The organism is Bathymodiolus thermophilus thioautotrophic gill symbiont, from assembly GCF_003711265.1.
Classification (GTDB): Bacteria; Pseudomonadota; Gammaproteobacteria; order PS1; family Pseudothioglobaceae; genus Thiodubiliella.
The window spans coordinates 2,695,829-2,714,664 of the sequence record NZ_CP024634.1 but is presented as its reverse complement, the minus strand read 5'-3'; the positions used below and the strand labels follow the sequence as shown (position 1 = coordinate 2,714,664).

The following is an 18,836-nucleotide window of genomic DNA, read 5'->3' as shown; positions in this document are numbered from 1 at the left end:
GTTATGGGCAATTTATCAAACATTAAAATTACAGGCTTTAAGTCTATTAAAGAATTGGATTTAGAGATGAAGCCGATTAATGTTTTGATTGGTGCGAATGGCGCAGGCAAGAGTAATTTTATTTCTATTTTTAGGCTGCTTGAAAACATTAACACCCAAAGACTGCAAACTTATATTAAACAAAATGGCGGCTCTGAGAGATTTTTACATTTTGGTAATCAAATAACTGATGAGATAACAATTGATTTAGAGTTAAGAGATAATGGATACCGTATTTCTTTGATAAAAGACAACGAAAAAGATACTTTATTTATTTGGCATGACGAGGGTTATTGGAATGGTAGCGAAAAATATACTCAACCATATAGGGTGATAAGTCAGAATGCTTTAGAGAGTGACATTAAAAATAATCGACAGCCAATTGTTGAATATTCAAGAGAATATTTAAAACAATGTAAGTTATATCATTTTCACGATACCTCTTCTACAGCCAAATTCAAATCCTTCCAAAACATAGGGGAAAATAAATTTTTAGACAGTTTTGCCTCTAATCTAGCACCTTTTTTATATTCTTTAAAAAACAATTTTTCACAAGACTATAAAAACATAGTCCAGGCAGTGCAAACCGTTGCCCCCTATTTTCAAGATTTTGATTTCAATATTCAAGATGAAAATGTTTTGCTGCGTTGGCAACATAAAAATGATTTGAGCAATTTAGGGTTTTCAGCCCAAACCTTATCCGATGGCACAGCCCGTTTTATTTGTATGGCAACCCTATTTTTACAACCTAAAGGATTACGCCCTAGTACCATTGTGCTGGATGAGCCAGAAATTGGGTTACACCCAACAGCAATTGCGGTGTTGTCAGAAATTATTCAAGCCATTGCCAATGATGGGGCGCAAGTCATCATTTCTACCCAATCTGTTGAATTGGCCAATTATTTTGAACCTGATGATTTTATTGTAGTGAATTATGAAAATGGTGAGTCCAAACTTAAAAGGTTGGAAGAAAAATATTTTAAAGACTGGATTGAAACTTATCAAGTTGGGGAGGCTTGGAGTGAAGGCTTGTTGGGCGGTGAGCCAAAATGGTAAGGTTGTTGATTTCAGTAGAAGGTCATTCAGAATATAAATTTATAAAAGAAGTTATTGTCCCACATTTGGCAGACCTTGGTATTTTTGTTTTTGTGCAGAATATGAAGGGCAAGATTGGGCTTGATAGGATTGAAACAAAACTTAATGATTTGATCTATAAGTATGATCACATAACGACTTTTTATGATTTTTATGGTTTTAAGAAGAAAGGGTTAGGGGGTAACGAAACTAAAGAAAGTTTAGAGGATAAGATTAAAAACAAGATCAAAGAAACACAAAGAGATAAGATTATCCCCTATATCCAAATGTATGAATTTGAGGCATTATTGTTTAGTGATAGTGAAAAAATGGCAGATGGGTTAAATACATATAAAAATTGGATTGATAGTATTCTAAATGAGTTTGGCAACATAGAAACAATTAATAATTCAAAAGAAACTGCACCTTCTAAAAGAATTGGAGAGCATTGTACATATATTAAAACAACACATGCACCGAATATTCTTAAAAAAATTGGGCTAACAGAAATACGAAAAAAATGCCAAGGTTTTGATGCTTGGTTGACGCAACTAGAAAGCCTTGGAACGATTTCATCCAACGCTATCAAAAAACGCCCTTGATTACGAATTAGATGCTATCTATTGTTTGCGTGATTTAGTCAGTAATTTTCACAGTTATATTCTAATTCAAATATAGAAATTGCAAACATAGTGCTTATAATTGCCCAAATATTGGCAAACGGTTTGGGATTATTAAGTGTGTTTGTGCCTAATAAAATATAAATAAACTTGACTTTTTGACAAAAACTGTCAAAATATAAACTTTGTTTTATATTTTTATCAATTATGTTGCTTGAATTTAGCATTACTAACTTTCGCTCAATCAAAGAAAAGCAAACGCTTAGCTTGTTAAAAACCAAAAAGAACGAACTGGAAAACAACTTTACAACGGTTGAGTTATCTACAGGTAAAACCCTTGAAGTGCTTAATAGTGCTGTGATTTATGGTGCCAATGCTAGCGGTAAATCTAACTTGGTATGGGCTTTGGGGGCTATGTTGAATATTATTGATGATTCCTTTGGTTACCAGCCGAATCAAGGCGTTAAAAATATTGAGCCTTTTTTACTTTCCAAAGAAAGTGTTGGACAACCTACAGAGTTTGAACTAGATTTGATTGATGGCGGAATCCGTTATGTGTATGGTTTTTCTGCTACTCAAGAAAAGATTATTGATGAATGGTTGTATCAATATCCAAAAGGCAGTCCACAAAATTTAATTGACAGGAAATCTACCACTCAATGGGGGGTAATGAGTGGACTTAAAGGCAAGAAGAAAATTTGGCAAGACAGCACCAAAGACAACTCTTTGTTTTTGTCAACTGCTGTGCAATTCAATAGCGAATTATTGTCAATTGTTTTTTCTGCTATCAACAAGTTAAAAGATATGTATAAAGAGCCCTTGAATTTTAACTTTACTTGCCTCAAGGCAAATGAAAGTCAAGGAAATAAGCGAGGAATTTTAGAATTCATGCAGGCAGCTGATATTAATATTGAGGGTTTCTCTGTGTTTGAGGAAAAAGTAGATGAAGAAACAATCCCTGATGAATTTAAGAAAATTTTAAAAGAAAAGAATTTGGATGCGTCAAAATTTAAGAATTTTAAGGTGGAGACGCAACATATTTCCAATGATGGCAGCATGGTGTCTTTTGATTTTGAAGATCAAGAATCAAATGGCACACAAAAACTATTTAGGCTTGTGGGGCCATGGTTAGATGTATTGGAAAATGGTTATTGTCTAGTAATGGACGAGTTGCATAACAGTTTGCACCCAAAGTTGGTGGCGTATTTAGTGAGCATGTTTCACAATCCAGAGATTAATAAAAACGCTGCACAACTTATTTTTGTTACCCATGAGACATCATTACTTAATCAAGATACCTTTAGAAAAGATCAAGTGTGGTTTTGTGAAAAGGAAAATAATGCAACGAAAGTTTTTTCACTTGCTGATTTTAAGGTTAGAAAGGGCGTGGACAATTTGGAAAGCGCTTATCTTTCTGGTCGTTATGGTGCCGTACCCTATTTAAAACAATAATATGGCAAAATGCAGAATCAAGACTGGTTTTAACTTTAGGGAGCCCCCAACAAAAGAAGATTATGATAGAGTTTTGATTGTTTGTGAGGGTAAAACTGAAGTTAATTACTTTAAGGAATTGATTGGATATTTAAAATTAAGCACGGTTAATATTGAAATATTAGACATTAAACAAACAACGCCTGATAGTTTATTTAACAGAGCAAAAGAACTTTATAGAGCGTCTAAAAAACAAGGAAACCCCTTTGACAGGGTGTATTGTGTTTTCGACAAAGATGGGCATGCAAAATATCAACAAACAAAAAGCCATATTGACCAAGCAACACCCAAGAATACTTATTATTATGCTTTTTCAGAGCCTTGTTTTGAGTTTTGGTTGCTACTGCATTTTGTAAAAACCGATAAACCATTTAGTAATTTTGACGATCTTAAAAAAGATAAAAAGTTTAAACAACATTTTCCCAATTATGACAAGTCGGAAAATATTTTTAACAACTTACAAGATAAAGTATCAATCGCATGTCAAAATGCAAAGCATAATCCGCATACCAATGTGGATGAATTAATAGACTACTTAAAACAGATAAAATGAACGATTTAACCCAACGCCAACAAGCCTTAGACATTAGCCAGTCTTTTATCATTCAAGCACCTGCGGGTTCGGGGAAGACGGAGTTATTGACGCAACGATATTTGAAGTTATTAACGAGTTGTGAGGTGCCTGAGAATATTATTGCAATGACTTTTACAAATAAGGCGGTTGCAGAAATGACGCAGCGGGTTTTGTTGGCATTGAAATCCAGTTTTGACCCACGGCCAGAGGCGGCGCATAAGCAGATAACTTATGATTTGGCACTTCGTGTTATGCAGCGTTCAGAGGATTTAGATTGGCAGTTGTTGCAAAATCCAAAGCGTTTGAAAATTTCAACGATTGATGGGCTTTATAGTTTGATTACCAATCGTTTTCCCTTGCCAGACCAGTTGGTTCCACGCCAAATTATGGCAGATCAATGGGTGCGTGAGAATGCTTATAAAGAGGCGGCTGGGCAGACATTGTTGATGATTGATGATGAGGAATATGGGCAGGCAATTGCCAGTTTGTTGTTGCATTTGGACAATAATGTTGTGAGATTTGAAAGTTTGGTGGTGCAAATGTTGTCTAAGCGAGACCAGTGGCTTACGCGTTTGTATAGGGACGGTGTGATTGATCCTGAGGTGTTGCAGAATACGGCTAAAACGATTGTCATTAAAAGCCTTGAGGGGTTGCGTAACTTGGCAGAATTGCATTTGCGTGAGGATTTTTTTGCGCTTATGTTGTCTAGCAATAACTTACATTTTAATACGGTTACGGCGTTGCCTGATGCAGATTGTGCGGATTTGGAAAAATGGAAATTGATTGCTGAATTTTGTTTGACCAAAACAGGCGGTTGGCGCAAGGCTCTGGAAAAGAAATTACCAGCAGAATTGTTTAATGAGGCGTTAAGACTGGAATTGAAGCAATTACATACTTTGCCTGATGTGGTTTTTTCGCAAGAACAATCTGATATTTTGGCAACGATTGCCAAGGTGTTAAAACTTTGTGTGGCACAATTAAACTTGCATTTTGAATGTGAACAAGCGCACGATTTTATCGAAGTGGCATTGAATGCTAATCAGGCATTGGATGAGACTGTGGGCGTGAGTGATATTGCTTTATTTTTGGATTACAAAGTTCAGCATTTGTTGATTGATGAGTTTCAAGACACCTCGGCATCGCAGTTTAACACCATTGAAAAACTGATTAATGAATGGCAAGAAGGGGATGGCAAGACCTTGTTTTTAGTGGGTGACCCGATGCAGTCAATTTACCGATTTAGAGAATCGCAGGTGGGTTTATTTTTACAGGTACAAGATCAAGGGATTGCTGATATTGCGCCAAAATCGCTGATATTAAGCACCAATTTTCGTTCTTCAAAAAGCATTGTTGAAGGTAATAATCACTTTTTCCAAGCCATTTTCCCAGTGCATAATGATGTGTATCAAGGGGCAATTTCTTATTCACATTCGCACTCAAACTCAGACGATGAACAGGCGCAAGCCATTGTGTTTCATCCTTTTGCTCACGACCAATTTGGATTGGAGGCGCAAACAGTGAGTAAGATTGTCAAAACCTCTTTAGAAGAAGATGCGTCTGGCACAATTGCAGTTTTGGTGCGCACTCGGACACATTTAGAATATATTTCTCAACAACTTAAAGACGACAATATTATTTTTGAGTCGGTTGAGATTACCAAATTGCAGAACCATTTATTAACCCGTGATTTGCTTTCACTTACCAAAGCATTGTTGCATTTGGGCGATAAATTGGCGTGGTTAAGTATTTTGCGTGCGCCTTGGTGTGGGCTTGTTTTGAATGATTTGTTGGTGTTATCCGCTGATGATTCTTGTGTTATTTATCAACAACTTGTTGATACCAGTATGCTGGAGAAACTGAGTCAAGATGGGCAAAAACGCGCCAAACATTTGCATCATTGTTTACAAGATGCCGTCAATAATCAAGGGCGCTTTAATTTTGTTGAATTACTAACCCATACCATCAACCAATTGGGGTTAGAAAATGCCACATTATCAAATACCGAATTGGCGATTAAAGATGAATTTTTGCAAATTATTCATCATTGTGAACAGCACAACAATCTTAACATATCCGCCATTACCAGTGCAATGGAAAGCCTATATGCGCCCAGCGATAAAGCACAGGTCAAGTTAATGACCATTCATGCATCAAAAGGGCTGGAGTTTGATACTGTTATTATTCCCAGTTTAGGTAAAAAGCCTAGGAGTGACAGTGCGCCGATTATTCAATTGCGTGAATTTCCTCAGCAATCTTTGTTGTTAGCACCGATTAAATCCGCCCTTGATATGCGTGAAAGTGACACTTATGAATATTTGAAATTTATCGAATCGCAACAAAATAAATTTGAAACGATGCGTTTATTGTATGTAGCAATGACGCGTGCCAAAACAAATTTACATTTATTGGGTGCAGTAAGTCAATCTGGTAAAGCCAGTAGCAATTCTTTGTTGGCATTTTTAATGCCATTTTTCACGCATCGCTTTGAAAAAATTGACACAACGCCCGACACCGTAACCGATCTAAAGACACCCTTGCTACATCGATTTTCCCAATTACAAGCATCTACAAACAAAGAGCAAACACAAGGTGAATCTGTTCAATACCAGCAAAACTTTGAGCGTTTATTTAAAAGTACATTGGGTTCGCTGGTGCATCAATATTACGAACAACAATTATTCACGCCAAGCACGCAGAATATTCGCAATCGCTTGATTGAAATCGGCACAGCACCACAAGACATTGAGCGCTGGCAAGGGTTTATTGTTAAATTACTTGAGAATACTAAAAGTGATTCAAAATTTGATTGGCTATTTAAAGCACGAGAGAGTGCTGTAAATGAGGCTGAGTTTATCGTGGATGGGCGCGCTATTGCTATTGATAGATTGTTTATTGATCAAGGCACGCTATGGATAATTGACTTTAAAACTGCCGAGCCTGCGGACAATGAACCGTTGCAAAAATTTATCCAACGCCAACAGGATCAACATACAAAGCAATTGTCATTCTACAAAACAGCACTGTCTGAAATTTATAAAATACCAGTGCATTGTGCTTTATATTGCCCTGCTATTCCCGTCTTAATTGAACTGCCTACGAGTTAATATTTATCGCCCTTATGTATGTAGCAAAGCAACCCAAAATAAGAGAATCGCTTTTTGTAAAGCAAAAATGTTTCTTTAGAAGCTAATTTTATAACCAAAAACGAAATAAAATAGCACCGCTTAATTCTCCTTACCCCCCCCAATAGCCTTAACTAAATCCCCTCTAGCCTCTTTTTCTGTGTGCTCCACCATCAGGCACACTCCATATCGTTAAATGGCTTTTTTACAACTAATTCTGAATCCTATGCTTTGGGTTAAAAAAGCCCTCATCGTATGTTTCTAAGCATATTTTACGGCTTGTTTGATTGTGGGTTAGTTTTAGTTCGGATGGCTCAGATTTCATTTTAAATATTTAATCTTCACTACAAAAATCTAAATCTTGCCGAACATACTCTTTTAATTCATCAAGGGTAAGGGGGTTATCTCTTCTTCTGTGTATCATTCTGTGACAATTTGAACATACGGGGATGACATTTTCAAGGGCTTTTTTAATAGTTCTCTCTAAATCATCTCCATCAAATTGGAATACAGGTTTTTGATGATGTATCTCTATAAAGTTTTTACCATACTCCCCATAAAATTCTTCAAAATCAAAACAACAAGCTTGACATTTAATTCTATCATTAACAGTATAGAATTGTATAGCTTTTTTTCTTAATTTATTTGACCGTTTATATACTTTGGTTCTAGCAATAGCTTGCGTTCCTTCAACCACGGTTGCATTTTCATCAAAAATTTCTATTTTTTTAACTTTATCTCTATTATTGTAAACAGTTGCAAAAGCCACTTTTAAATCTTCTGATGAAAAAGTATTGTTAAGTAAGTAATCAACAATATCCATGTTTTTATCTAAATATTGCCTCCCTGCTACTGTTATCTCAAATCTTCCACTTGGCTCACCATCAATTTTTTCATGATAAACGGCATATCCTAGTTTTTCAAGCTTATCATGTGATTTTAAATTACGAACTTTTTGAGTAAAAAGAGTGTCGCCTCTTGTTCCTGCCAACTCATTATCTTTACCTGTTGGTTTAAAAATTTCAACTAAATCTTCTTTCATTTCAGTTGTAGTAATACTCTTAGTTGGAGAAATATTCATTAAATAAAGAGCGGGTAAAATAAGTTGTTCTTCTGTAACTCTTGCCATAATTTTCCTAATTATCTGCCAAATGGGTTTGACCATTAGTGGTTATTGTAAAAGTACCACTTTCACCTTGTGCGGTAGCATGAGTATATCTAGCCAATCCTATCATGGCATTATGCGATTTAAGATTTCTGACTTTTTGACTTTTTGACTAAACTTAGTATCATTTCTATTTTTCAATATGTCTAAATCTTCACCTGTTGGGTTCATTGAAGTGGTCAGTTCAGCAATTAAGTCTGTAGTAGATATTGTTCCATTTGGAGACGCATTCATTGCATTTAGGGCAGGTATTATTAAATCAGATTCCGATATTCTTGGCATTTATAATCCTTTATTTTGAATAAAAAACCATTATATCGGATTTTATAGTTTGTTATTATTAAATGCTTTGCATTCTTATTATTACGGTTTTGAAAACTAACAAGATATTTTTTATCAAAAGAACTCATATAAATTCCATCATGGTTGTAAAGTGAATAAATAAAATCAGTATTTTTAATCACCATCATCCAATTGGCCTTACACTTGTTCACAAGATAAGAAGCTAATCTTTTTTGATCTTCTTGTGTAAACTTATTCTTAGCATAGGTACTAAACTCGCTATCGTAAGGTGGGTCTAAAAAAATAAAATCATCTTTTTTTGGTTTGTTTTTTTTGAAAAAATCTTCAAAATCCAAGTTATCAATAATTGTCTTTTGCAAGTGCATTACAAGTTCTTCTGATTGAAGGTAATTCACTTTTTTAGCTAAGTTCTTTCTGTTGTAACCTATGCCACCATATGGCACATTAAATCCACCACTTTTGTTATATCTAAACATACCACTATAAGCATAGTTTCTTATAAAGAAAAATATAGCAACCACAAAACTATGAGAGATGTTATATTGCTCTATATTGTTATACAGATGTCTAAAGTGCATATAAAAAGCACTTTTTAATGATGCCTCCATATTGTCTAAAATATCTTTTTCAGGGAGTTTCCCTCTCTCCTTTTCGATTTTTTTCATTCTCTTTATTTTACTTTTAAAATTCTTTTTTATTTCTTTTAGAAAGTTATCAATATTAACATTAAAAGAGGTGCTAAACATCCCGTTAAATTCTTGTGAATGTAGCAATACAAAAGATGACAACCAATTATCTACCTCTTGTTCTGACATTTTTTTTTGTGAAAAATTAAGATATGTTTCAATAAAAATATTTTTGTTTTTTTCTACAATTTTTTCAAGTAATTCCCAATTATGGAGAATTTCATTTACAACACTAAAAAAATCTTCATCTTGCTTTTTAATAGCTTTGTAAAGGTGTATTAACTCGTGAGATTTATCATTGATAAACATCTCTTTTGCTTGAAGTGAAAAATATACAGCACCCCCACCAACAAAAGGCTCATGGTAGTTATTGATTTTTTTAGGCATTGCAGGGTGAATATATTTAAGCTCTTGTTCTTTGCCACCAGCCCATTTTAAAATGGGAGGCAATCTTGTTTCTTTAATTGTTTTTGGCTGTATGAGTGCTGTCATGTTTTGTCCTTATTTCTGTGAAACAATAGTATATTTTTTTAAAATATGTCATTTTGCAATATCAATACTATTTAAATCAAAAGCAGTATTTCTAACTTTCTTGAATTCACATCATAAGTGCAATACTCAATTAGTTGGTCAAAGGGTATATTAACCACTCTTTAATCCGACAAGAAGAAGGAGTGAAACATGTAAAAATATACACAATTAACCTGTGAACAAAGATACCATATTTACCTACTGGAACATGAGATTTTTTTGAACTCCTAATGTATTGTATAAAGGGTGTTTTGACATAATCGCTCCTATAAAAAGTTCATAGTGTAATTATATTTAAAGTAGTTATTTTAGGGCTTTTAATGGTTTATTTTGCTACATAAGGGCGATATTTATGTCTAATGCAGGGGTCTTTCAAATAAAGAATATGCCTTTTTACTCCTTGGGTTTAGTCGTAAAAAAAGGCAGTAAAGCCACCTTTTTTTGTCAAAAATTATTACCAATCAGAAAGTATAAATAAAATTAATGGAAGTGCGAGAAAACTCAGCATCTGAGCCATTAATATTGAAACTTCTAAAGGCATCAGCATGGAATTTATGTTTGGCGTGTTCTATTTCTACATTGTAATTTTCGTTGAAATTTATACCTGCTTTGGCGCTGAGGTAATGACCATCAATTGAGGTTTTTCCTTTGGTTCCATACGCTGGATCATTGGGAATGCTTTTGTCGTAGTGAGACTTGTACCAATCACCTTTAACTTTGGCATAACCCAGTCCAACATAAGGCATTATTTTATCAAAAATTGTATCAGGCATGACTTTGTCAATAACTTTAAAATTATACAAACCACCTAAATACAGATCGGTGGTGGACATGTAAGATGAAGGGGAGTCTACGACAGCATCTTTTAGACCTACAGGATAAGGGTTCCCTTCCTCAAATTTAGGAATTTGAATGTAACCGCCATTATCATCATTCATTAATGCTGCATCTTGGGTTGGCATTTTAATTTTAGTAAAGTAAAGCCCCACTTCATAGCCAAAACCAACTTTTGGCACATATCTCAAATTATAACCAAAAGAACGGGCGTTAGATATTTTGCCATCATGGACTGTGGCATTTTTATTTGTTGGATTTTCAGTTAGTCCACCCGAGAAATCCTGATGTTTTCCAGAAATATCTGCCTTTAGACTGCCAACGGAACTACTGAGATAAAACCCATGTTTAAGTGTCATTTCTGCTTGTACTTGGGAGGCGATGAAAAGAAGACTTGCTAGTAATATTTTTAACATTTTTTTTGCTGTCCTTAATTGTTGGTAAATTTGTTCTCATTGTACAACAAAAAACAATTAAAAAAATATCAATTATTAGAGACCTTTGCATAAATATGAATAACCATCAAGAATCCTTGTTTCACCCACTTGGTAATTTTTTAAACCCAGCCTTAGCCCTGCTAGGACAAGATTTAAGAAAATTACCAAGTGGATAAAAATTGAATTTTGCTAATCATCCATATTTATGTAAAGGTCTCAATGCCTTTATTTTTTTGTTTCCATATCCAAGGCATTAATCATTGCTACAGCGTTACAGCCCGCATTTAATGCCTGTTGTTGATTGTCAAAGTCAATGCCACCAATGCCAACAATGGGAAGATCAAGTATTTGCCGTGCTTGGGTAACGACATCCAAACTGCATCGGGGGGCATCAGGCTTGCTAAGTGAGGGAAACAATGCGCCAAATGCCACATAATCTGCGCCTTGATTTTGTGCATTTTTTGCTAGAATAATATCGTTATAGCACGACACGCCAATGATAGCATTTGCGCCGAGTTGTGTGCGTGCTTGTTGGATTGATGCGTCATTTTTGCCCAAATGCACGCCATCAGCGGTTATTTTTTTTGCTAGGTTAATGTCATCATTGATGATAAATAAAGTATGATGTTTCAAGCACAGTTGTTGCAATTGCGTTGCTTCATTGCGTCGTGTTTGCGCATCAAGCGTTTTATGTCGATATTGCAATAGGGTGATATTGTATTGAATAATAACTTTTTCAATGGCGTCAATGTTTAAGGCATGGTTTGGCGTGATAGCGTAAATGCCGCTTATTCTTTTATTATGATTAGTTTCCACTTAAGGCGCAATTTGTTAGTCATGACTCTTATTATAGTGTTTGTTGGCATTGTTTGGCTTTTTATATTTCTGGCTTCATTGTTATTTACAGCAGACAAACCAAAGGTTATGGTGCCGAATCAAAGTATTAATTATATCGAAAAAATTGATAATTTTGCCTTACAGGATTTTGATGAAAAGCAACGGATTTTGCATGTTATTAAAGCCAAGCAATACTTTAATTTTTACAATGACCCTGATTTATTGTTAGCACCAAAAGTGATTACTTATGATGAAAATGGTGCAGAAATATATACCATGACTTCAAAACGCGCTCAATATTTAGACACAGGCGAAGTTAAATTCACAGGTGAGGTGGATATTCGCTCCAAAACAGGGGTTGCTTATAAAATTAATGCCAAAGAATTGCTGGCAAATACCAAAACCCATGATTTGATTAGCCATCAAGAAGTCATTTATTTTGATGAAAAAACGACAGTAGTAGCAGAAGGGGTGCATATCAAAGTGGCAGAAGATAAGATGCAGTTAAAGGGCAAAAATCGCATCAAACAAGAAGGTGGGCAGAGGATATTTACCCAAGATTTGTTTATTGACCAGTCCAATCAGCAAAAACATTATTATTCCAAACACAAGACCACTTATTTGGCGACAGGTAATAAAATTGATGCACAAGGCATTGACATAGATATGAAAAAAGGACTGACAACTTTGCTTGGTAAGGTGCATATTTTGCAAAAATCAGGCGCAAGTATTGACACCAAATCTTTGACTATTGACCAGTCAAATGGCAATGAGATTTATAGCACTAAGGAAAAAGTGCATTATCAATCTAAGGCATTAGACATTCATTCAATCGGTATGCATTACAATGTTAAAGCACAGAAAATAAAGCTAACAGGTGGTGTGGTGGGGCGTTATGAGTAGCGTTTTGTTAATGATGCTGTTGCTATCTTTTGCATCACATGCATTGCCTGAGAAGAGGGCGCCAATGAATGTGAAGGCACATACTGTGGTGATTGATGAACGCTTGGGGCTTAGTACTTACACAGGTAACGCTAGTATTACACAAGGCTCGTTGGCTGTTAGTGCTGAAAAAATACAAATTTTTAGTAAAAAGCAAGTTATTACCAAGGTCATTGCCACAGGCACTAAAAAGAAGTTGGCACACTATCAACAAAATCAACCTAATCGGGCAAATTTTGTAGAGGCGGTGGCACAGAAGATTGTTTATTTTATTGACAAACAGCAGGTGCGCCTTGAAGGTGAGGCGCATTTAACTCAAGGTTTTGAGTCTTTTAGTGGCGGTGTTTTGGATTACGATATTAAAGAAGAGAGGATTATTGCCAATAAGTCTAAAGACGGCACTCGGCGTGTTAGATTTAAGATTAAGTTATAATGCCTTTAATATACCCCTTAGGAGGTATAAAAAAGTATTACTATAAAAGAAAGCGTCAAAAGTCGCTATTGGTATAATCCTTTCTTTTGAATTTAATATAGGACGAGGTATGTCAAAATTAGTCCCACCACATGGTAGCGATACAATAAATGCATTGGCATTATCAGGTGATGCTTTAACATCAGAGTTAGCGAGAGCAGAATCATTGAAAAAAATTACTTGTTCTTCTAGAGAAGAAGGCGATATTGTTATGTTGGGTATTGGCGGTTTTAACCCATTAGATGGCTTTATGGGTGAAGCAGATTGGAAAGGCGTTTGTGATAATATGACAATGACAAACGGTTTGTTTTGGCCAATTCCTGTTACTTTGTCAACCGATGATGAAGCAGTAAAAGCAGGTGATGAAATTGCCATTACCAGCGGAAAATCTGGCGAAGTTTTAGCAACAATGACCGTAACCGAAAAATACAGCATTGACAAAGACCACGAATGTGAAACGGTATTTAAAACCACTGAAGATGCACACCCCGGTGTGGTAATGGTAAAGGCACAAGGTAAGTACAATCTTGCTGGCCCAATTAAAGTCTTGTCTGATGGTGGCTTTCCTGAGAAGTTTGGTAGTTTGTATATGACACCTGCTGAGACGCGTGCTTATTTTGATGAAAAAGGTTGGAAAACCATCGCCGCTTTTCAAACACGCAACCCAATGCACCGTTCTCATGAATATTTAGCAAAAATTGCTGTAGAGATTTGTGATGGCGTTATGATTCATTCAGTATTGGGCGGACTTAAAGCAGGCGATATTCCTGCTGATGTGCGTTCAGAAGCGATTTCAACTTTGATTGACAATTACTTTGTTGATAACACAGTGCTACAATCTGGTTACCCATTAGATATGCGTTATGCAGGTCCAAGAGAGGCGTTATTGCACGCATTGTTTAGACAAAATTATGGTTGCTCACACTTAATTGTTGGTCGTGACCATGCGGGTGTTGATGATTATTATGGCCCATTTGATGCACACAATATCTTTGATGAAATTGCAGATGATGCACTCATTACACAACCCCTTAAAATTGACTGGACTTTCTGGTGTCATGAATGTGGTGGCATGTCTTCAATGAAGACTTGTCCGCACGAAGCAAAAGACCGTGTTTTATTGTCAGGCACTAAAGTGCGCAAGATGCTTTCAGATGGTGAAGATTTACCTGAAGAGTTTTCACGCCCAGAAGTGGCCAAAGTTTTGCAGGCTTATTATGCCACCATTAAAGAAGAAGACAAAGTAGAAATTAAGTTGAGTGGACACTCAGCCAAATAAATACCAGCTAGCAGAGGCCTCAACATAATCATGTTGAGACTTCTGCTAACTAGTATATAATTATCGGCTTTTGAAAAGCCTGATAATTTTTTTAATGTGATTAACTACCTATAGGAGGAATAAAACTATGATCACTAATACACCAATCGCTTTATTAGAAGCGACAACAAATATCACATATACTGATATGCAAACTTATGCCATCATAATGGTTGCACTTGTTATTGTTATGACAGTAATGGATATGTTGCATAAGAAAAGCGCTAAGTACTTCTTTGAAAATGCAAGTAAAGCCAAGAAAAATGCAACAAAAGAATTGACCGCTGGCGACAAAGTTGGTATTGCAGTAGCAACGATTGCAACTGATGTTGTTTCAGCAGGTGAGTTTAACAATCCTGTGCGTCGACTGGTTCATTTGTTAACAATGTATGGTTTTATTTTATTCAACGCTTCAACAGCAGCAATGATATTTGGCGAAAGTGGCGGTAATGCAACTTTGACGCTAATATGGCACATTGGTGCGATTATGTTGTTTGTAGGTAGTTTTTGGTTTTGGTTCTGTTTCAAAGTCGATGTTGCTGCTGAGGGTAACTCACCGTTTAATATTGACCTAAGAAGAGATGCATTTAGTTTGTCATTAATGGCAACTTCTGTGAGTGCATTAATTTGGTCTTTTAATGGCAACGCAATGGGTTGGGAGTTTGCATTGGTAATTCTTGCAACTGCTTCTTTGTTCGGCGGCGTTTACTGGTCTAAGTTTTCACACATGTTCTTCAAGCCATTTGCTGCTTATGATAAGCGTATTACCAAAGCAGACGGTTCAGCTGAAAACTTGCCGACTCTTACTAGAGATGAGCCTGAGCAACAAAAAAGACATTCCATGGAGCTGTTAGTTGATGCACCGATGGATATGGGTCTTGGTATTAAGCGTGAAACGCCAAACCATTACTAATTTTATAAACTAACTTAAAAAAGAGGAAAATAATATGCCAACTTTTGTATATATGACCCGTTGTGATGGTTGTGGACATTGTGTAGATATCTGCCCATCTGACATTATGCATATCGATAAAAAATATCGTCGTGCTTTAAATATTGAACCTAACATGTGCTGGGAATGCTACTCATGCGTAAAAGCATGCCCACATCAAGCAATTGATGTTCGTGGCTACGCAGACTTTGCACCATTAGGTCACAGTGTTCGTGTAATTCGTGATGAAGAAAAAGGCACAATTGCATGGAAAATTAAATTTAGAGATGGTCGTGAGAAGAATTTCTTATCACCAATCACTACTAAGCCATGGGGTTCAGCAATCCCTGATTTCAGAAATGAAGCAGAGCCTAGTGCTGAAATGCGTAACTCAGAGTTGCTAGCGTTTGAGCCTGAGTCAATTCGTTTAGACGATGGTGGCTTGCATACATTAAAGTCTAACGGTTTGGAACTTAAAGAAGGAGTGTACTACTAATGAGCTACAAGACAATTATTGAAGATAACATTGACATTTTAGTTGTTGGTGCAGGTTTAGGTGGCACAGGTGCCGCTTATGAAGCAAGATATTGGGGTCGTAACAAGAAGGTTATTATTGCTGAAAAAGCAAATATTGACCGAAGTGGTGCGGTTGCTCAAGGTCTATATGCGATTAACTGTTATATGGGTACTCGTTGGGGCGAAAACAATCCTGAGGATCATGTGCGTTATGCGCGTATGGACTTAATGGGTATGGTTCGTGAAGATTTAGCATTTGATATGGCGCGCCATGTTGACTCTGCAGTACATAAGTTTGAAGAATGGGGTCTGCCATTAATGAAAGATCCTAAGAGAGCAGACTTACCAGAGGGCGAACTTGGTAAAGGTGCTTATATGCGTGAAGGCCGTTGGCAAATTATGATTCACGGTGAATCTTACAAGCCTATCGTTGCTGAAGCTGCTAAAGTGAATGCTGATAAGACTTTTAACCGTATTATGGTTACACACCTATTAATGGACGATGCACAAGATAATCGTGTTGCAGGTGCCGTTGGTTTTAATGTGCGTACAGGTAATTATCATGTCTTTAAATCTAAGACAGTTGTTGTTGGTGCTGGTGGTGCGTCTAACATCTTTAAACCGCGTTCAGTAGGTGAAGGTGCAGGTCGTGTATGGTATGCGCCATGGTCTTCAGGTTCTGCTTATGCATTATTAATTGAAGCAGGTGCGAAGATGACGCAAATGGAAAACCGTATCGTTTTGGCTCGATTCAAAGACGGTTATGGCCCAGTTGGCGCTTACTTCTTACACCTTAAAACTTATACTCAAAATGCTTATGGCGACGAGTATGAGTCAAAATGGTTCCCAGAGTTAGCAGAAAGAGTAGGTAAGGCGTATCTTGATACTGAAAATCAACATTTCTCTCACAAGCCAATTCCAACTTGTTTGCGTAACCATGCCTTTATCTCAGAAGTTGCTGCAGGTCGTGGTCCAATTCACATGGTAACTGTAGAAGCATTCCAAGACCCTCATTTAGAAGAAGTCGGGTGGGAAAACTTCCTAGGTATGACAGTTGGTCAAGCAGTATTATGGGCTGCAACAGACATTGATCCTAAGTACATCAACCCTGAATTAACAACTTCTGAGCCGTATGTTATGGGTTCACACGCTACAGGTTGTGGCGCATGGTGTTCAGGTCCTGAGGACATTTCAGGTAATATTCCTGAGTACTTCTGGGGCTATAACCGCATGATGACTGTTAATGGTTTATTCGGTGCAGGCGATGCTGTTGGTGGTACACCACATGCATTCTCTTCAGGTTCATTTACTGAAGGTCGTTTATCTGCAAAGGCTGCTTGTAAATATATTGATGATGGTAAAGCAGAAGGCATTAGCATTTCACAAAAACAAATTGATGATCGCAAGACTGAAATTTATAAGCCTTTAGAAACTTACACAGTAGGTCGTAATGAAATCGTTGGTGGCACAGTATCCCCAAGTTACATTTTGCCAATGCCTGGTTTACAGCGTTTGCAAAAGTTGATGGATGAGTATGCTGGTGGTGTAACGGTTCAGTATATGACCAATGACAAACTTCTAAATATGGGTCTTCATAAGTTGAAGATTTTAGAAGAAGATTTAGAAAAAGTAGGTGCAGAAGACATTCACCAGTTGTTACGCGCATGGGAGCTTAAGCACCGTCATCGTACTTCTGAGTGTGTCGTTCAGCACACTTTGTTCCGTGAGGAAACTCGCTGGCCTGGTTACTACTATCGTGGTGATAAGATGAAACTTGACGATGAAAATTGGCATGTTTTGACAACTTCACAGCGCAATCGCACTACTGGTGAATACAAGATGGAGAAACAACCATTGTATCACTTAGTGGATGATAACGAGAAGTAGGAATCTTGCTTAACAAAGGCTTTTAACGAGTTTTTGTTGGAAACGATAAAAAACCAACATTCTTATGTTGGTTTTTTATTTTGTTTAAAGAGACCTTTATATGCATTGAGTGAATGCTCAGTGCATATAGTGGTCTCAAAAAAATAATTTGGCTAAGAATAAAAAAAATGAATATTATTGAAAAAACAGATGAAGAAATATTGGCAGTTGCCAACCCATTTTGGAATGATTTGGTTAAATACTCTAACAATAAGAATTATGGCGCATTTACTCGAAACTTTTCTGAAGAAATGCTTCGTGGTGCCAATGAAATTGAAATGGGTAAACAATTTGCTCGTAGTAAGTTGACCAAGGGTTTGGAAAAAGACCCCGAGTATTTGGGTATGATTCGCCGTGGCGAACATGTTACTGTGTTGTATAAGCAGACCAATAAAAATATGGCGGGCAATGAGTATCTTGGCCGTTTGGTGTTGGGTTATAACGAAGATAATGACATTAAAATCTTCGGCGCTACTATTTTTTAGCAATGAGTAAAATGGTCATTGAAGACGGTAAATTTGTTGAATTGATTTATAAAGTCATTGATAAAAAAACCAAGAATGTATTGTCTGAAGTTGAGTTTCCACTCGGCTACATACAGGGGATTAGCGAAGTTTTATCGCCTGAAGTAACAGCAGAATTGGTGGGTCAAGAACAAGGTGATGTTATTGAATTACCCATTAATTGTGATGAAATTTATGGCCCTAGAGACGAGTCATTGGTTTTTACTGACCATATTGACAATGTGCCAAAGGCGTATAGAAAAATCGGTATGACTGTTACCATGGAAAATAAAGCAGGTGAGCCTAAAGATTTTATCGTTACTCGTGTTGATGAAAATTCAGTGACCGTTGATGGCAATAATCCAATGTGTGGCAGAGAAGTTGTTTTCATTCTACAAGTTATTACTGTGCGTGAGCCAACTGATGAAGAGGCCGCCGCTGGTGGCCCAATCGAAGATACACCAGCGTTTGATATGCCAAACGCTCGCAAAATTCACTAATTTAAGGTATTTAAT

At 36.5% G+C, this 18,836-nt stretch carries 18 protein-coding genes; 13 read left to right on the top strand and 5 right to left on the bottom strand.

Features of this window, described 5'->3' with window-relative positions:
• The first annotated feature begins 3 nt into the window (after nt 1–3).
• The 5 genes from MS2017_RS10275 to MS2017_RS10250 all read left to right on the top strand — a co-directional run bounded on the left by MS2017_RS10275 (nt 4) and on the right by MS2017_RS10250 (nt 6,902).
• Nucleotides 4–1,095, top strand: coding sequence for an AAA family ATPase (locus tag MS2017_RS10275; protein WP_122952124.1), 1,092 nt, complete (start codon nt 4–6; stop codon nt 1,093–1,095).
• A gap of 5 nt (nt 1,096–1,100) precedes the next feature.
• Nucleotides 1,101–1,715 (top strand): DUF4276 family protein, encoded by a 615-nt coding sequence (locus MS2017_RS10270; protein ID WP_241156934.1) that lies wholly within the window; start codon nt 1,101–1,103, stop codon nt 1,713–1,715.
• 225 nt (nt 1,716–1,940) lie between these two features.
• Nucleotides 1,941–3,185, top strand: coding sequence for an AAA family ATPase (locus MS2017_RS10260; protein ID WP_122952121.1), 1,245 nt, complete (start codon nt 1,941–1,943; stop codon nt 3,183–3,185).
• Between the two features lies 1 nt (nt 3,186).
• The gene (locus MS2017_RS10255) at nt 3,187–3,777 is read left to right on the top strand and encodes an RloB family protein (RefSeq protein WP_122952120.1); all 591 of its coding nucleotides are present in this window, start codon (nt 3,187–3,189) and stop codon (nt 3,775–3,777) included.
• Nucleotides 3,774–6,902, top strand: a complete 3,129-nt coding sequence (locus MS2017_RS10250) for a UvrD-helicase domain-containing protein (RefSeq protein WP_122952119.1) — start codon at nt 3,774–3,776, stop codon at nt 6,900–6,902. The genes MS2017_RS10255 and MS2017_RS10250 overlap by 4 nt, the downstream gene beginning before the upstream one ends.
• A 352-nt stretch (nt 6,903–7,254) precedes the next feature.
• Here MS2017_RS10250 and MS2017_RS10245 read toward each other — a convergent pair whose 3' ends face one another.
• The 5 genes from MS2017_RS10245 to thiE all read right to left on the bottom strand — a co-directional run bounded on the left by MS2017_RS10245 (nt 7,255) and on the right by thiE (nt 11,692).
• Entirely contained in the window at nt 7,255–8,049 is a 795-nt protein-coding gene (locus MS2017_RS10245; protein WP_164707708.1) for an HNH endonuclease, read from the bottom strand.
• A gap of 102 nt (nt 8,050–8,151) precedes the next feature.
• The gene (locus MS2017_RS10240; RefSeq protein WP_122952117.1) at nt 8,152–8,367 is read right to left on the bottom strand and encodes a hypothetical protein; all 216 of its coding nucleotides are present in this window, start codon (nt 8,365–8,367) and stop codon (nt 8,152–8,154) included.
• Nucleotides 8,340–9,566: a DNA adenine methylase gene (locus tag MS2017_RS10235; protein ID WP_122952116.1), complete on the bottom strand. Its 1,227-nt coding sequence runs from the start codon at nt 9,564–9,566 to the stop codon at nt 8,340–8,342. Before MS2017_RS10235 ends, MS2017_RS10240 begins: the two co-directional genes overlap by 28 nt.
• A gap of 500 nt (nt 9,567–10,066) precedes the next feature.
• Entirely contained in the window at nt 10,067–10,855 is a 789-nt protein-coding gene (locus tag MS2017_RS10230; RefSeq protein ID WP_122952115.1) for a hypothetical protein, read from the bottom strand.
• 246 nt (nt 10,856–11,101) lie between these two features.
• Nucleotides 11,102–11,692: a thiamine phosphate synthase gene (gene thiE, locus MS2017_RS10220; protein ID WP_071565138.1), complete on the bottom strand. Its 591-nt coding sequence runs from the start codon at nt 11,690–11,692 to the stop codon at nt 11,102–11,104.
• Here thiE and lptC point away from each other — a divergent pair.
• The 8 genes from lptC (at nt 11,636) to MS2017_RS10180 (ending at nt 18,821) form a co-directional block, all read left to right on the top strand.
• Nucleotides 11,636–12,616: an LPS export ABC transporter periplasmic protein LptC gene (gene lptC / locus MS2017_RS10215; RefSeq protein ID WP_338134306.1), complete on the top strand. Its 981-nt coding sequence runs from the start codon at nt 11,636–11,638 to the stop codon at nt 12,614–12,616. The two genes, thiE and lptC, sit on opposite strands and share 57 nt — an antisense overlap.
• Nucleotides 12,609–13,088 (top strand): lipopolysaccharide transport periplasmic protein LptA, encoded by a 480-nt coding sequence (gene lptA, locus MS2017_RS10210; RefSeq protein WP_122952113.1) that lies wholly within the window; start codon nt 12,609–12,611, stop codon nt 13,086–13,088. The genes lptC and lptA overlap by 8 nt, the downstream gene beginning before the upstream one ends.
• 109 nt (nt 13,089–13,197) lie before the next feature.
• Nucleotides 13,198–14,406: a sulfate adenylyltransferase gene (gene sat, locus MS2017_RS10205; protein ID WP_122952112.1), complete on the top strand. Its 1,209-nt coding sequence runs from the start codon at nt 13,198–13,200 to the stop codon at nt 14,404–14,406.
• A 187-nt stretch (nt 14,407–14,593) separates the two neighbouring features.
• A complete protein-coding gene (locus tag MS2017_RS10200) occupies nt 14,594–15,358 on the top strand; it encodes an adenylyl-sulfate reductase (protein WP_071565144.1) in 765 nt (254 codons plus the stop codon).
• 34 nt (nt 15,359–15,392) lie between these two features.
• On the top strand, nt 15,393–15,872 hold the full coding sequence (gene aprB / locus MS2017_RS10195) for an adenylyl-sulfate reductase subunit beta (RefSeq protein ID WP_071565142.1): 480 nt from the start codon (nt 15,393–15,395) through the stop codon (nt 15,870–15,872).
• Nucleotides 15,872–17,779, top strand: a complete 1,908-nt coding sequence (gene aprA / locus MS2017_RS10190; RefSeq protein WP_071565143.1) for an adenylyl-sulfate reductase subunit alpha — start codon at nt 15,872–15,874, stop codon at nt 17,777–17,779. The genes aprB and aprA overlap by 1 nt, the downstream gene beginning before the upstream one ends.
• A gap of 167 nt (nt 17,780–17,946) precedes the next feature.
• Nucleotides 17,947–18,303, top strand: a complete 357-nt coding sequence (locus MS2017_RS10185; protein ID WP_071565145.1) for a hypothetical protein — start codon at nt 17,947–17,949, stop codon at nt 18,301–18,303.
• A 2-nt stretch (nt 18,304–18,305) separates the two neighbouring features.
• Nucleotides 18,306–18,821, top strand: coding sequence for an FKBP-type peptidyl-prolyl cis-trans isomerase (locus MS2017_RS10180; RefSeq protein WP_122952111.1), 516 nt, complete (start codon nt 18,306–18,308; stop codon nt 18,819–18,821).
• Nucleotides 18,822–18,836: the final 15 nt, after the last annotated feature.

Bases quoted from the DNA above. Each gene is read 5' to 3' on its own strand.
- MS2017_RS10180 (WP_122952111.1), top strand. From the start codon at position 18,306: ATGAGTAAAATGGTCATTGAAGACGGTAAATTTGTTGAATTGATTTAT.
- lptC (WP_338134306.1), top strand. From the start codon at position 11,636: ATGGTTTGGCGTGATAGCGTAAATGCCGCTTATTCTTTTATTATGATT.
- aprA (WP_071565143.1), top strand. From the start codon at position 15,872: ATGAGCTACAAGACAATTATTGAAGATAACATTGACATTTTAGTTGTT.
- MS2017_RS10230 (WP_122952115.1), bottom strand. From the start codon at position 10,855: ATGTTAAAAATATTACTAGCAAGTCTTCTTTTCATCGCCTCCCAAGTA.
- sat (WP_122952112.1), top strand. From the start codon at position 13,198: ATGTCAAAATTAGTCCCACCACATGGTAGCGATACAATAAATGCATTG.
- MS2017_RS10275 (WP_122952124.1), top strand. From the start codon at position 4: ATGGGCAATTTATCAAACATTAAAATTACAGGCTTTAAGTCTATTAAA.
- MS2017_RS10235 (WP_122952116.1), bottom strand. From the start codon at position 9,566: ATGACAGCACTCATACAGCCAAAAACAATTAAAGAAACAAGATTGCCT.
- aprB (WP_071565142.1), top strand. From the start codon at position 15,393: ATGCCAACTTTTGTATATATGACCCGTTGTGATGGTTGTGGACATTGT.
- MS2017_RS10200 (WP_071565144.1), top strand. From the start codon at position 14,594: ATGCAAACTTATGCCATCATAATGGTTGCACTTGTTATTGTTATGACA.
- MS2017_RS10250 (WP_122952119.1), top strand. From the start codon at position 3,774: ATGAACGATTTAACCCAACGCCAACAAGCCTTAGACATTAGCCAGTCT.
- MS2017_RS10245 (WP_164707708.1), bottom strand. From the start codon at position 8,049: ATGGCAAGAGTTACAGAAGAACAACTTATTTTACCCGCTCTTTATTTA.
- MS2017_RS10255 (WP_122952120.1), top strand. From the start codon at position 3,187: ATGGCAAAATGCAGAATCAAGACTGGTTTTAACTTTAGGGAGCCCCCA.
- lptA (WP_122952113.1), top strand. From the start codon at position 12,609: ATGAGTAGCGTTTTGTTAATGATGCTGTTGCTATCTTTTGCATCACAT.
- MS2017_RS10185 (WP_071565145.1), top strand. From the start codon at position 17,947: ATGAATATTATTGAAAAAACAGATGAAGAAATATTGGCAGTTGCCAAC.
- MS2017_RS10240 (WP_122952117.1), bottom strand. From the start codon at position 8,367: ATGCCAAGAATATCGGAATCTGATTTAATAATACCTGCCCTAAATGCA.
- MS2017_RS10260 (WP_122952121.1), top strand. From the start codon at position 1,941: ATGTTGCTTGAATTTAGCATTACTAACTTTCGCTCAATCAAAGAAAAG.